Origin of the sequence: Flavobacterium sp. ABG (assembly GCF_001027725.1) — a bacterium.
GTDB lineage: Bacteria > Bacteroidota > Bacteroidia > Flavobacteriales > Flavobacteriaceae > Flavobacterium > Flavobacterium cupriresistens.
Genome location: NZ_LEKS01000007.1, coordinates 62804 through 77369 on the forward strand (window position 1 = coordinate 62804; position 14566 = coordinate 77369).

A 14566-nucleotide genomic window follows, 5' to 3' on the forward strand; every position below is an offset into this window, starting at 1 on the left:
TAAACAATTACAACGTTGTAGTACATCAAACACACTACTACACAGCTACATCATTATGCGAAAAAACAAACATAATTAACTGATAATCAATAATTTAAATATTCAATTATTTCCTTTAACATAACGTTATGATGTAGTAATGATGTATTAGAATAATCTAAAAAAAGAAATAAAAAAGTAAAAGATGTTTAAAAAAATCAACAGAATCTTACAGACTTAATAAAAACTTTGACAGGTTTTCGTCTTGAGTCAGGTCTAACTTCTTTCTTAGACGATATCTGTGTAATTCTACACCTCTAAAAGAGATGTTCATCATAGGGGCAATTTCCTTCGAAGAAAGGTTCATTTTAAGATAAACACAGAGCTTAATATCTTTTGGAGTCAGATTTGGGAATTTCTTGGTAAGGTTAATAATGAACTCATTGTGGATTTGGTTCAGATTGGTTTCAAAAATTTCCCACTCGTGTTTGTTTACTTCATTGATTTTAATTGCTTTTTTAATTTCGCTTTTGAGTTTACTAAAATCTTTTTCCGTATTTAAAATATTCTGAATGTTGTCGATCATTTCGCTCTGCTTGGCAATTGACAATGATTTTCCGGCAACTTCAGATGATTTGGTTTGCAGTTCCAATTCCAGAATGTGTTTTTCATATTCCTGAATGTTCAACTCATTCTCGGTTTTTAATTCCATTTCCAGAATTTCTCTTTGGTGCTTTAATTCTTCCGCTTGCAATTTTAATTTTTGAGTATAACGCAGCTTATTCCATTTATAATAGAAAAACAGAATTCCTGCTATACCTATTAAATAAAGTAAAATCATCCATAAAGAAAAATACCAGGGTTGTGCTACTTTAAAATCAAAATCAGCTACTTTTTCATAACTGGCACCGTCGTGTTTGTAAATAACAACTGAATGATAACCGCTACTTAAGTTATTCAATAAAATAACGCCGTCAGAAATTGGAACAAAATCTTTACTTTTATTTAGCTTGTAGAATAAATTAGGTTTACTTGCACCATAAATTCCAGAGATCACATTTACTTTAAGCTCTTTATTGAATTTAATTTTAGAATTGTCTGTCACCAGAGTTCCCTCGCTAAAAGCTTCTACTCGTAACGTTTTGTGCTGCTTGTTTATGTATTTTAACTGAAGTGAAATAAAACCATCATCTAAATTTAACAGATAGTGATTCTGATTTTTAAAAATTCTTAAATTCTCATTAATCAACTTTCCTTTATAGTATTTCTCCTGAATAATGTTCCAGACAAATTTGTTTCCGGAAGCATAAATATGATATAAAATTCCATTTTGAAGCACCATAAAATGATCTTCATCTATGGCTACAACATCTGAAACGTTTTTAAAATTGGCATTAAACAATTCATTTTTTTCCAGTTTATTGCTAATTGAATTGTAGGTGTACCATGAATTATTAATTAGAAAAAGTATTTCTTTTCTAAACTCAAAAATCTTGATGCCAAAATCATTCTTTATTTTACTCTGTTGGGTAACGTTTTCTACTTTTTTGGTATTGTAGTTATCATCTAATAGGACATGATACAATCCGCGGTAATTATCGGCTGCCCAAATTTCATTTTTCTTATTCTGAGCCACATATTTTATGGGCTTTGTGAGACCTTTTATTGTTTTGTACTTAGACAAATCTGACAAATCATCATACACTAAAATACCACTGTAAGTCGATTGGAAATAGGTATTGTTAATGGTGCTTTTGGATAAATTCCACCCCCCGCTCACGGTACTGATTTTAGTCAATGAACCGTTATCGTAAGAGAATGTTCCGTCATTGTGACCGATAATAAATTTATCCCCAATTTTAGTAATATTCCAGCCTTGCCCCTGCGTATTTGGCATCATCTTAAACTTACCCGTGCCAAATTCAAAAATACCATGATTGGAAGCTATTAAATAGCCGTCTTTTGTGTTTGCCACAGAGTAAACGGATCCCAGGATTCCTGTATTATCATAAAAAATTGATATCGGCGAATTCACCTCAATATGGGCAATTCCATTATCTAAACCAAGCCATAAATCATCTTCTTTGTCAAAACCAATACTCAAAATAGAATTGTTCATTAAAACATTATTTCGGTCAATGTTTTTAAATAAATTGGATTTTAAGTCTAAAATAAATACGCCTTTATTCCCTGTACCAATAACCAATTTATTGCCTTTAATAAATCTGGCCACATTTATAGTAGTTGACTTTAAGGTCTCATTCAACGGGTTATCCCACGGTTTAAGCCCATTGCTTTGGACCACAAAAACACCTTTTTTTTGTGTAAAAATATACGTTTCGTCTTTGTATTTTTCAATGGCATGAACCACCGTATTTTTTAGAATCCCCCATCCCTTTGGATTGGCTATTTTTTTTCCATTCATCTTAAAAATACCGTCCTTAACAGACGCTACATAAAGATTCTTATCGACAGGAAAACAATACGAAATAAGCGATGAGAATTTGATCTTTTGAATGGTTTTCCCATCATAAATAAAGACATCATTGAAGGATTGAAAATAAAGCGATCCATTGAATCTGAATATCTTCCAGATCTCTTCATTGTCTTTTTCGGCAAACAGACGAAGATTTTTGGTAATCGAAACATAATGCATTTTACCATCCTTGCGATACCAATACCCAAACTCTTTATAAGAACCGGAATATATTTTGTCGTCTTCGATTAAAATAGAACGAATGATTGTTTTATTAGGCAGCGTGTATTTCTCCCAAATTACACCGTCGTAGCGTAACAAATAATGATTGTTGGCAAAATACATGGCGTTATCTTTCCCCTGAGCAACGTTCCAAACCTGATTATCTCCCTGAAAATCGGATTTACTGTAGTTTTCAACAAAAGGAAGTAATTCTTGTGCCTGAATTTGAGAAGTGAAGAGGAAAAAGAAAAATAATTTTAAAAGTGTCGATTTCAAAACATTTGGTTTTATATTCAAAGATACTGACAAAAATTTAATTTTTTATGTGACACCAAGCAGTCTGTTCTTTTGTCACCAATTTGCCCTGTCACTTGACACATCTCATCACTTGTTTTTACAATTCATATTAATCCTATTTCTAAAATCTTTACCCCTCCTTTCGATTTTATTGGACTCTTTTTTCGCTAAAAAAAATTACTTGGTTCGCTTTGCTCATTATCTAAATTTCATCAAAAAAACACTTCATAAAACTATTTCTATAAAATCAAAGACTTTTTTATAGGGTATGGATGGTATTCGTTGAAACTTATGAATCATAAAAAAGCAATTAGTCTATAGTACAGTCGCTTACTTTTATTTGAAAAAATAAACTTGTTAAAAAACAAACAAATAAGAGTAAAAATAGTATATTTTTTTAGCCTCCAGTTATTATCTTTTTTATATTTTCGCTAAAAATAAGTTAATTCATTCAAAAATTAACACATATGCAAGAAAATTATAAATTATATTTTTCTCAGTTTTAAGTACCAAAAAGAGTGAAATCTTTTTATTGTAGTAAAAACAAATGGAGACGAAGTTCAATTTTGACAGCTGTCAGGAACGCAAAGAATCCAAATGTTAAATACTATTCAAAGCAGCTCTAAAGAAGCTGTCTGTTTTTTTACAACGCATCTTAGGAATCGGCTGCTGATTCAAAAATCAGTCGACTATTAGATAATTCCCCTTAATTAACAACCAAAAAAAAGAACAAAAATGAAAACAAAAAAAATTAAATCTATTCTCTTAACCTTTATCTGCTTAGGAATTGCCTTCTATGCCAAAGCTCAGAAAAATTACACTGTAGATACAAAATCACTATTTTCAGTAACCGGAACCTCTACTTTACATGACTGGGAAATGAAATCTGATACCGGCACGGGTACAGCAAACATAACCGCCTTGAATCATAAAATAACCGAAATCAACAGTCTTACTATTATGCTGCTGGCAGAAAGTATAAAAAACGAAAAAAACGGTATAAACAAAGCTGCTTACGAAACGCTAAATACTAAAACACATAAAAACATAAAATACGTTTTAAAATCTGCAGAAAAAGTAAATGAATCTACTTGGAATTTAACCGGGATCTATACCATAGCCGGAGTTAGTAAAGAATATAAAACCCAGATAAAAACAAGCTTTGTCAATGAAATTATAAACTTACAAGGGGTGCAAAAAATAACTTTTGCCGATTTCGGAATGACTCCCCCTAAAGCATTATTAGGAACAATTAAAACCGGTAAAGACCTTACTATCAACTTCAACCTCTTTTTAAAATAAGCACTAATGAAAAAAATTTATATTCTGGTAATAACTTTAATACATATTGCTACTGTAACAGCTCAGGACAGATTCGGTCAAATTCAAAATCTGATTCCACGTAACAAAGAGGGAATCAATCAATTTGATGTAAAAAAAGACAGTGTTAAGTTTAAAGGATTGAGTGTTGATTTAGGAGCTGCTTTTGCACTGCAGTTTCAGGGGGTAAAGTCTTTTAATGATCACAACTATACTGCTGACCAATACAAACTAAATAACCTTGAAAATAATTTTAATTTACCGAACGCAAATATGACTATTGGAGCTCAATTGTTTGACGGGGTTCGTGTAAATTTAGATATTTATCTGGCTTCAAGGCACCATAACGAAACCTGGGTAAAAGGGGGTTATTTACAGATTGACAAATTAGATTTTATCGAAAAAGATTTTCTGTCCGATTTTATGCAGTACGCCACTATCAAAATTGGTCAAATGGAAAACAATTATGGTGATGCTCATTTTAGAAGATCCGACAATGGAAATGCATTGATGAATCCTTTTATCGGTAACAATATTATGGATGCTTTTATTACCGAAATGGGTGCTGAGATTTATTACATCCGAAGTGGCTTTGTCAGTATGATTGGCGTAACCAATTCTAAAATGAATCAAAATGTTAAAGAAATTGTTCCTGCTCCAACAACTCCTGCTGCCCCGGATCAAAACACTACTATTAGCCCTACCATTCTTGCCAAAATAGGTTATGACAAACAACTTGACGCTGATCTGAGAGTCAGACTTACGGGTTCTTTATATCACACGGCCAACTCCAGCGGTAATTTGTATTCTTCTGATAGAGCCGGAAGTCGCTTTACAGGTGTAATGACTCATGCCGCTTCGTCATTTGATCAAGATAATAATCCGGCCACTCCTCCTATCTCTATTGCCGATAATTTTGACCCGGCTTCTAACCAGACCACCGGAAGATTTAATCCTGCATTTGGCAACTGGGCCACCTCTTATATGATTAACCCTTTTGTAAAATACAAAGGGCTTGAATTCTTTGCAACTTTAGAGTTTGCATCAGGAGGAGATAAAAAAGGTAATGACGAAAAACGTACTACAAACCAGTATGAAGCCGATTTGGTTTACCGATTTGGTTCTACTGAAAACTTCTTTATAGGAGGAAAATACAATACCGTGAGTGGCAAATTAAGCAATGCAGACTCCAAAAAAGTTTCTGTGAACAGGTTTGAAGGCAGTGCCGGCTGGTTTATGACCAAAAATATCCTTGCAAAGGTTGGCTATATCAACCAAACCTATAAAGATTACAGTCAGTTTAATGCCAATGGAACTCCAAACGATTTCTTTGGCGGAAAGTTCAACGGAGTACTATTTGAAGCCGTTATTACTTTTTAACGAATAAAATGAGAAAGTTAGTTATAATTGTAATGTTGGGTCTCGTATCTTTTCTAGTCTTAGGAAGTGCCAGACCCACTTTTTACCCTGATGACACCATTTTAATCATCAAAATGATTGAAATAAAAATCAGTGGAAAATCAACGATTGGAGATTATAATTGTGATAATTCACTCTTAAAAAAAGACACCATTTTTCTAAATCTAAACAAAAGAAACAACATTGTTGCAGAAATTCCGATGCTCCGCTTTGATTGCAGACACCGAATAATGACTAAAGATTTTCAAACTACGGTAAAAGTAAAAAAATACCCTACGAGTTCTGTAACCATTTACGATATAAGAACATACGGAAAAAACTATAAATGCAACCTTTCTTTTTTGATAACAGATAAAACTTTCAAATACAAAGACATTATACTTAACACTTCGGGAAATAAAATTGAAGGCATTATAAATTTAAGCTTCTCCGAGATCGGACTTGAACCTCCGGTAAGGATGGCTGGCTTGGTAAAAGTAAAAGATGAAATACAGATTGACTTTTTTCTGCACAAAAACTAGGTTGTCCTATTTATAAAAAAACCTTCTAAAGCCTATTTCAAAGATGGCTTAAAGATTTTTTTTTATTGGACAGTCTTTACAAATAGTATTGCGCTTAAAATTTCAATGCAAAAAACATTATGCTTGCCCGTTTAGACATTTAAAATCTCAGAATATCAGACCTATGATTTGGATACCCTTCTCATAACTCTTATAATCTGCAGCTTAAAAAACGTTACTCTACATGGGCAAGCATAATTTCATCTTTAAATACAGCATCCTAGTTTTGAAGCAAGTGGTATACCTGATTGGCAATTTCGTATTCTTCATCAGTTGGAACAATCAAAACTTTAACTTTAGAAGTTGTTTTGTTGATTTCTCTTATTTCTTTGGAACGAATCTGGTTTTCTTCATCGTTGATCTCAATTCCGAAATACTCCATATCTGTACAAACCAATTTGCGCATGTACGAAGAATTCTCTCCAATTCCAGCTGTAAAAACAATGGCGTCCAAACCATTTAATGCTGCGGTGTAAGAACCAATGAACTTTCTAATGCGATAGGCATTCATGAACAATGCCAATTGACATTCCTTATCTCCTTTTTCGGCATTTGCTTCAATATCACGCAAATCGCTGTACCCCGTAAGTCCCAACATTCCGCTTTTTTTCTGAAGAATCTCATTTATTTCGTCTAAACTGTATCCCAATGAATTCGCCATATAAAAAATCACCGATTGATCTACATCACCGGCTCTGGTCCCCATAATTAAACCGTTTGTTGGTCCAAAACCGAAAGAATGATCTACACTTTTTCCGTTTTTAATTGCGGTCATACTACAACCGTTTCCTAAATGAATGGTGATTATATTTTGGGCGGCATGTCGAATTCCTTTCAAATACTTGATTGCTTGTTCTGAAACATATTTATGACTTGTTCCGTGAAAACCGTACACTCGAATTCTTTTTTCGGTCAACAATTCATTTGGAATTGCAAATTTATAAGCTACTTCGGGCATCGTCTGATGAAAAGCGGTATCAAAAACGGCAATTTGATCTGCTGTATGAAAGATTTCTTCGGCCACGGTAATACCTTCCAAATTAGCTGGATTGTGAAGGGGCGCCAAATCAAAAAGTTGCTTGATTTTGGCTTTTACTTTTTCATCGATTTTTACGGTATCAGTAAAATTACTTCCGCCATGCACCACACGATGTCCAACGGCAGTAATTTCTGAAGTTGATTTTATAACTCCTTTTTCAGCATCTAAAAGCATATTGGCTACTTTTTGCAATCCTACTTTATGGGTTGGAATTGATACTGTTTCTTCGTAAGAATCGGTTGAAGTTTTAAACGTAACATTGGAGCTTTCCAAACCAATTCTGTCAATCATACCGGTACAAATTACTTCATTAGCCGGCATAACCATTAATTGGTATTTAATTGATGAACTTCCTGAATTTATGATTAATATTTTCATTTTTTTTTGCTGAGTTTTTTTTGTTTCAGGTTTCAAGTTTCATGTTATAGAACCTGAAACTTGAAACCTGAAACATTTTTTTTCTTGACTACAATCCTTGTGCTTGGATGGCTGTTATTACTACTGTGTTTATAATATCATCTACGGTACAACCGCGACTTAAATCGTTTACTGGCTTATTTAAACCTTGTAACATTGGTCCGATAGCCAAAGCTCCGGTTTCTCTCTGAACAGCCTTGTAGGTATTATTTCCTGTATTTAAATCCGGAAAAATAAGTACACTTGCTTGTCCAGCGACTTCTGAATCGGGCATTTTACTTTTTCCGACTGTCAGATCAACTGCAGCATCGTATTGAATTGGTCCTTCAATTTTTAAATCAGGTCTTTTTTGTTTTACAATTGCTGTGGCAGTTCTAACTTTATCAACCTCGTCTCCTTTTCCGGAAGATCCTGATGAATAGGAAAGCATCGCTATCTTGGGTTCAATTCCGAACGCTAAACTTGACTCTGCTGATGAAATAGCAATTTCTGCCAATTGTTCTGCCGTTGGATTTGGATTAATCGCACAATCTCCGAAAACGGAAACACGATCTTCTAAACACATAAAAAACACGGAGGAAACTACGGAGGAGTTTGGTTTTGTTTTAATGAATTGTAATGCGGGTAAAATGGTATGTTGCGTGGTATGCGCTGCTCCTGATACCATTCCGTCAGCATGGCCTTTATAGACCATCATGGTACCAAAATAAGAAACATCTTCCATTAAATCCCTTGCCATTGTAATACTTACGTTTTTGGCTTTTCTAAGCTCGTAGTAGGTATTGGCATAATCTTCATAAAGTGGCGATTCTATCGGATTGATAATGGTAACCTTTGAAAAATCAAAAGTAATTCCGAGTTCTGTGACTTTATTTTCGATTTGTTTTTTATCTCCAATAATTGAAATATCAACCACATCCATGTCTAATAATCTCGACGCTGCCACAATAATTCGTTCGTCATTTCCTTCCGGAAGTACGATGTGTTTGCGGTGCTGTCTCGCTCTTTTAACCATGTTGTATTGAAACATTTTCGGCGTCATACCTTCTGCTTCAAAAGTGATTAATTTTTCAGACAGTGCTTCAATTTGAACGTATTTTTCAAAAGTACTAATCGAGGTTTCAATTTTATGGGTGTTGTTGGCATAAATTTCCGATCGGATACTTCCAATTTTATTCGTGATATAGTACGTTCCCTCAGCAACCGCAATTATAGGTACCACTGCCGAAAGTCCTTCTATAAGTTTTAATATGCTTTCTTCCGGAATTATATTTCCGGTCAGAATGATTCCGGAAATCGAAGGATAGTTCGCCGATTCATTTGCCTGTAATGCTCCTAAAATAATATCGGAACGATCACCGGGTGTAATTACCAAAGCGTTATCATGTAAATGAACCAGGTAGTTATGCAATTGCATGGCCCCTACACTATAATGCCCAATCTGATTGTTCAAATAAGTACTTCCAAACAATACTTTAGCACCCAATTGATTGACGATTTCCTGCATTGTCGGATTGTTCAGACTTGAAATTAGCGGAATTGTATTAATCAAAACCGTACTCGGCAAGCTTTTTTGCAATCCTTGTGTCACCAATTCAATATTTTCGAATTGCACTTTATTGGCAATAACCGATAAAACTTCAACTTCTTTGACTTTAAACGAATTGTAAACCAGATTAAGACTGTCTACCAATTCGTCCAAGGTTTTTCCAATTCCGGATCCTATGATTATTGTTGGGATTCCGAGGTTTTTTGCGATTAGGACATTGGTATCCAGTTCAATTGCAGTTCCTTCTCCTGTAAAGCTTGTTCCTTCAACCAAAACAAAATCAAAACGTTCTTCAAGGCGTTTGTATTTTTCGATAATTAGATCTAAAACCTCTCCTATTTTCCCTTTATTTTTCTTCTTAATTAATTTGCTTTTTGTAATCGCATAGGCTTCTTCAAACTTAATGTCAAGATTAAAATAGGAAAGAACTGTTTCTATATGATTGTCTGATTCGCCATCGACAAAATCTTCTATGATGGGCCTGAAATAACCCACCTTTGCGGTTTTACCAATCAGAATACTCATCAAACCGAGTGTCATAATCGATTTTCCGCTATTTTGGTCGCTTGTAGCTATGTATATCGCTTTACTCATATTTTATATTTTTAAACTTAACAAATGTAGTCTATCCCGAAATTTTTAACTTCGAAATAAACGTTAAAACCAACGTCTTTTTTTGAAATAAACGATTAAACCTATAACAAGAAAAAACATCGCAATCATGACATAATGATAGCCGTATTTGTACCGAAGTTCGGGCATATTGTCGAAATTCATTCCGTACACTCCAACAATAAAAGTCAGTGGAATAAAGATGGCCGAAATAATGGTGAGGGTTTTCATGATTTCATTCATTTTTCGACTTTGCTCCGAAAAATAAAAATTAGAAGCGCTTTCCAATGAACTCATATCGGATTCAATTTGCTCTAAAAGCTCTAAACTTTTCTGATGCAGTCTTATAAAAAAATTGAAGGTTTCTTTTTCGATTCCGTTATCCGTATTGTCATCTTTTATTGATTTCAAATAGTATAATGAATCTCTAAGCGGAATAATTGATCTTTTCAAAAAGTTTAGATTATCACGATGGTTTTCAATCTTTTCCAGAATAATAGGTCTGGCTTCTTTTTTAGTTTCATTGATTAATTCCTCTACTTTATCTTCCTCATCTTCCAACGTAATGTAGAAATTCTCCATTACAGCATCCAATAATAAGTACAACAAATAATCTACTTTTTTTGTTCGCACAATCCCGGAATGGGTACGAAGACGCTCGCGTATATGGGTAAAAAAATCACTTCGCTTTTCCTGAAATGAAATTAAAACGTTGTCTTTCAAAATAAAACTAATCTGTTCAACACTAATGTTATCTGAATATTCGGAAGGCAAAATCGATTTTATATTGAAGAATAAAATATCTTGTTGCTCCTGTAGCTTTGTTCTTTTGGTGGTATTTAAGATATCTGCCAAAAGAAAATCATCAACTTTAAAATGCGCTCCAATGGTTTTTATCAAATTGATATCATTCAATCCATGGATGTTCAACCAGTTATTTTTGGTATAATCAACACAGGTATTTAATGCCAAAATACTAAATTTCTCGTATTCAATAACATCCGCATCATCATAGACAAAAAGTTGCATCTCTGATTGATGTTCTTTGTGAGAGCCCGTGTACTCTAGGGTAATGTGTTGCAGCTTGCGTCCTTTCTTGTATTTTATCTTTCGCATTCAAAAATGTTTTATACAGTAATATTACGAAAAAGAATTCGAAAGAGAAATGACAATTGTCATTTTGATGAAGTGGTTTGTATAAATCATTTAACTAATTCGTCCTACTTATATTATTTTTAAACCCGACAGGTTTTAAAAACCTGTCGGGTTTGAAAATATAAATTAAAAAATTATGCAACTTACAGAACCTTTAGAATTTGGAAAGTACTATCACATTTATAATAGGGGGATAAATAGTGAAAATCTTTTTAAGGAAAATAGAAATCATGAGCATTTCTTAGACCTTTACAACAAACATATAGAACCTATTGCAGAAACTTTTGCCTGGTGTCTGCTTAAAAATCATTTTCATTTATTGGTAAGAATAAAAAGCTTTGAAGAAATTTTACAAAGCCATGGAGAATATGAATTAAAAAAGATTATCGCACCTCATCAATCTTTTGGAAATTTATTTAATGCGTATACAAAAGCAATTAACAAAGGCTACAATAGACACGGTGCTTTATTTGAAAGGCCTTTTAAAAGAAAATTAATTGATAACGACTTCTACTTAAGAGCTGTTATAAAATACATCCATTATAATCCCGTAAATCATGGATTTTGTCAACATCCGATAGAATATCCCTGGAGTTCTTATGAGACCTGTATTTCAGAGAGACCTACAAAACTGAAACGTGAGAAAGTAGTACTATTGTTTGAGAACACTGAAAACTTAAAAATCCTTCACAATCAGAAAGAAAATTTCGATTCTTTAGAACAATTTTTAAATTTATAAAAAAACTAAACCCGACAGGTTTTTGAAACCTGTCGGGTTTTAACCGTTTTGTATAACACAAAATTTATTCTCCTTTAATAACTGTATAAGGTAAATCAGTAAACACACCATTAGTAACTTCAAAGACATCTGGAGTTACGATTTTAGTTTGTATGATACCTCCTTTTTCATTTGTAAAACTGAAGGTTCCCGAAACTGTCTTTTTCTCCGGATTCATAGCTGTAATTGTCATTTTTCCGGATTTAGGGGTATGTTCCGCAAAAGAATCTCCACCAATTAGATAATAGTTCAAAAACAGTGCATTAATATTAATCAGTTCCCCTTCAGAACCTGAGTCTTCAAAAACATATTCTTTTAGCGGCATAGCATCATTGGCTGTTAACTCGCCTCCGCACGTTAAAAAAAGTCTTTGTGAACCATCTTCAGCATTGATATCAAAACGCTGTCCTCCATTTTCTCCCGGAACCTTCATCAAAGTAACACTGTTGATTTTTGTAGCTTTCCACGCTACACCATTGATGGTAGCTGTAACTGAGGTAATTCCAGCGTGGTCTTCTTTTTTGTCATCAGCATCACCACTACATCCTGTAAATAAAGCAGCTACTAACAGTACTACCAGGCCTAATCTTTTTTTCATAATTTAATTTTTGCGCAAATAAAACACTAAAAAACTCAATAAGATTAAGGGAAACCACATTTATAGAAAAATATTTCACAACCAAATCAAACCAGTTTCCGTAACCTGCTGGGGTTAATTCAAATAAACAGAATACCCGACCTCAAAACCTATCTAAAAAAAAGCCATAAAAAAACCGAGTCATTTCTGACTCGGTTTTCAATTCTTATGTAAGAGACGCACAGCAGTGCATCTCTACGGAGTAAATTATTTTACTTCTTCGAATTCAACGTCTTCAACATTGTCACCTTGAGACTGCTCTTGTTGAGGAGCCGCTTGTTGACCTTGTTCACCTTGAGCGTACATCGCTTCTGTAGCTGTTTTCCAAGCTGCATTGATGTTGTCAAGAGCTGTTTGAATAGCTGGAATGTCTTGAGATTGGTGAGCCATTCTCAATTCAGTTAAAGCGTACTCTACAGCAACTTTGTGATCATCAGCTAATTTAGATCCAAGCTCTTTTAATTGAGACTCAGTTTGGAAGATCATTCCATCAGCTTCGTTCAATTTTTCAGCTCTTTCTCTAGCTACTTTATCAGACTCAGCGTTAGCTTCAGCGTCTTTTTTCATTTTTTCGATTTCTTCAGCTGTTAAACCAGAAGAAGCTTCGATACGGATATCGTGAGATTTTCCAGTTCCTTTGTCAGTTGCAGAAACTTTGATGATACCATTCGCATCAATATCAAAAGAAACCTCGATTTGAGGAACTCCTCTCGGTGCTGGTGGAATACCGTCTAAGTTAAAACGACCGATAGTTTTGTTATCAGCAGCCATTGCTCTAGCTCCTTGTAATACGTGCAATTCAACAGTTGGTTGAGAATCTGCAGCAGTAGAGAAAACTTGAGATTTTTTAGTTGGGATAGTTGTGTTAGACTCAATTAAGATAGTCATAATTCCACCCATAGTTTCGATACCTAAAGATAAAGGAGTAACGTCTAATAACAATACATCTTTTACATCTCCAGAAAGAACTCCACCTTGAATAGCTGCTCCAATTGCAACAACCTCATCAGGGTTAACTCCTTTAGACGCTTTTTTACCGAAGAATTTCTCCACTTCGTCAGCAATTCTTGGCATACGAGTAGAACCACCTACCAAGATAACTTCGTCAATATCAGAAACAGATAAACCTGCATCTTTTAATGCTTTAGCAACTGGTTCCATAGAACGTTTTACTAAAGAATCAGTTAATTTTTCGAATTGAGCTCTAGTTAATTTTTTAACTAAGTGTTTTGGTCCTGAAGCTGTAGCAGTTACGTAAGGTAAGTTGATTTCAGTTTCAGCAGAAGATGACAATTCAATTTTAGCTTTCTCAGCAGCTTCTTTCAAACGTTGCAAAGACATTGGATCTAAACGTAAATCAATACCTTCTTCAGCTTTAAATTCGTCAGCTAACCAGTCAATAATTTCGTGGTCAAAATCATCTCCTCCAAGGTGAGTATCACCATTTGTAGACAATACTTCGAATACACCGTCTCCTAATTCAAGAACAGAGATATCAAAAGTACCTCCACCTAAATCGTAAACAGCAATTTTTTGATCTGTTCCTTTTTTATCTAATCCGTAAGCTAATGCAGCAGCAGTAGGCTCATTGATGATACGCATAACTTTAAGACCAGCAATTTCACCAGCCTCTTTTGTAGCTTGACGTTGTGCATCATTAAAGTAAGCAGGAACAGTAATAACCGCTTCAGTAACTGTTTGACCTAAATAGTCTTCAGCAGTTTTTTTCATTTTTTGAAGTGTCATAGCTGACAATTCTTGTGCAGAGTACAAACGACCATCAATATCAACACGTGGTGTATTGTTATCTCCTTTTACGATTGAATAAGAAACTCTTTTTGCTTCAGCCGAAACCTCACCAAAACCTTGTCCCATAAAACGTTTGATAGAAGCAATAGTCTTAGTTGGATTAGTTACCGCTTGTCTTTTTGCAGGATCACCCACTTTAATTTCTCCACCTTCAACAAAAGCGATGATAGATGGTGTAGTTCTTTTTCCTTCTGCGTTAGGAATAACAACTGCTTCATTACCTTCCATTACAGAAACACAAGAGTTCGTCGTACCTAAGTCAATTCCGATTATTTTACCCATTTTTTATATAATTTA

Annotated in this window: 10 protein-coding genes; 4 read left to right on the forward strand and 6 right to left on the reverse strand. The window is 34.1% G+C overall.

All coding sequences use genetic code 11. The features are described from left to right. Window positions 1-208 precede the first annotated feature (208 nt). The gene (locus tag AB674_RS09150) at window positions 209-2953 is read right to left on the reverse strand and encodes a histidine kinase (protein WP_047775896.1); all 2745 of its coding nucleotides are present in this window, start codon (window positions 2951-2953) and stop codon (window positions 209-211) included. A 756-nt stretch (window positions 2954-3709) separates the two neighbouring features. Between AB674_RS09150 and AB674_RS09155 the strand changes: the two genes are divergently transcribed. Genes AB674_RS09155 through AB674_RS09165 form a run of 3 tightly spaced genes read left to right on the forward strand, consistent with a single transcriptional unit; the run spans window position 3710 to window position 6234 of the window. Continuing rightward, window positions 3710-4276: a YceI family protein gene (locus AB674_RS09155; RefSeq protein ID WP_047775897.1), complete on the forward strand. Its 567-nt coding sequence runs from the start codon at window positions 3710-3712 to the stop codon at window positions 4274-4276. 6 nt (window positions 4277-4282) lie between these two features. Continuing rightward, complete coding sequence (locus AB674_RS09160; RefSeq protein WP_047775898.1) at window positions 4283-5674, forward strand: hypothetical protein; 1392 nt, start codon at window positions 4283-4285, stop codon at window positions 5672-5674. A gap of 8 nt (window positions 5675-5682) precedes the next feature. Then, window positions 5683-6234 (forward strand): hypothetical protein, encoded by a 552-nt coding sequence (locus tag AB674_RS09165; RefSeq protein WP_047775899.1) that lies wholly within the window; start codon window positions 5683-5685, stop codon window positions 6232-6234. A gap of 259 nt (window positions 6235-6493) precedes the next feature. Here the strand turns inward: AB674_RS09165 and AB674_RS09170 are convergent, their stop codons facing one another. The 3 genes from AB674_RS09170 to corA all read right to left on the reverse strand — a co-directional run bounded on the left by AB674_RS09170 (window position 6494) and on the right by corA (window position 11006). Beyond that, window positions 6494-7690, reverse strand: coding sequence for an acetate/propionate family kinase (locus AB674_RS09170; protein ID WP_047776292.1), 1197 nt, complete (start codon window positions 7688-7690; stop codon window positions 6494-6496). 88 nt (window positions 7691-7778) lie between these two features. Continuing rightward, entirely contained in the window at window positions 7779-9872 is a 2094-nt protein-coding gene (gene pta / locus AB674_RS09175) for a phosphate acetyltransferase (protein ID WP_047775901.1), read from the reverse strand. A 63-nt stretch (window positions 9873-9935) separates the two neighbouring features. Further along, a complete protein-coding gene (gene corA / locus AB674_RS09180) occupies window positions 9936-11006 on the reverse strand; it encodes a magnesium/cobalt transporter CorA (RefSeq protein ID WP_047775903.1) in 1071 nt (356 codons plus the stop codon). 175 nt (window positions 11007-11181) lie between these two features. Here corA and AB674_RS09185 point away from each other — a divergent pair, with 175 nt between their 5' ends. Further along, entirely contained in the window at window positions 11182-11784 is a 603-nt protein-coding gene (locus tag AB674_RS09185) for a hypothetical protein (protein WP_047775904.1), read from the forward strand. A gap of 64 nt (window positions 11785-11848) precedes the next feature. Here the strand turns inward: AB674_RS09185 and AB674_RS09190 are convergent, their stop codons facing one another. Together AB674_RS09190 and dnaK are read right to left on the reverse strand one after the other, a co-directional pair. Continuing rightward, complete coding sequence (locus AB674_RS09190) at window positions 11849-12421, reverse strand: DUF6252 family protein (RefSeq protein ID WP_047775906.1); 573 nt, start codon at window positions 12419-12421, stop codon at window positions 11849-11851. A gap of 246 nt (window positions 12422-12667) precedes the next feature. Then, window positions 12668-14551: a molecular chaperone DnaK gene (dnaK, locus tag AB674_RS09195; protein WP_047775908.1), complete on the reverse strand. Its 1884-nt coding sequence runs from the start codon at window positions 14549-14551 to the stop codon at window positions 12668-12670. Window positions 14552-14566: the final 15 nt, after the last annotated feature.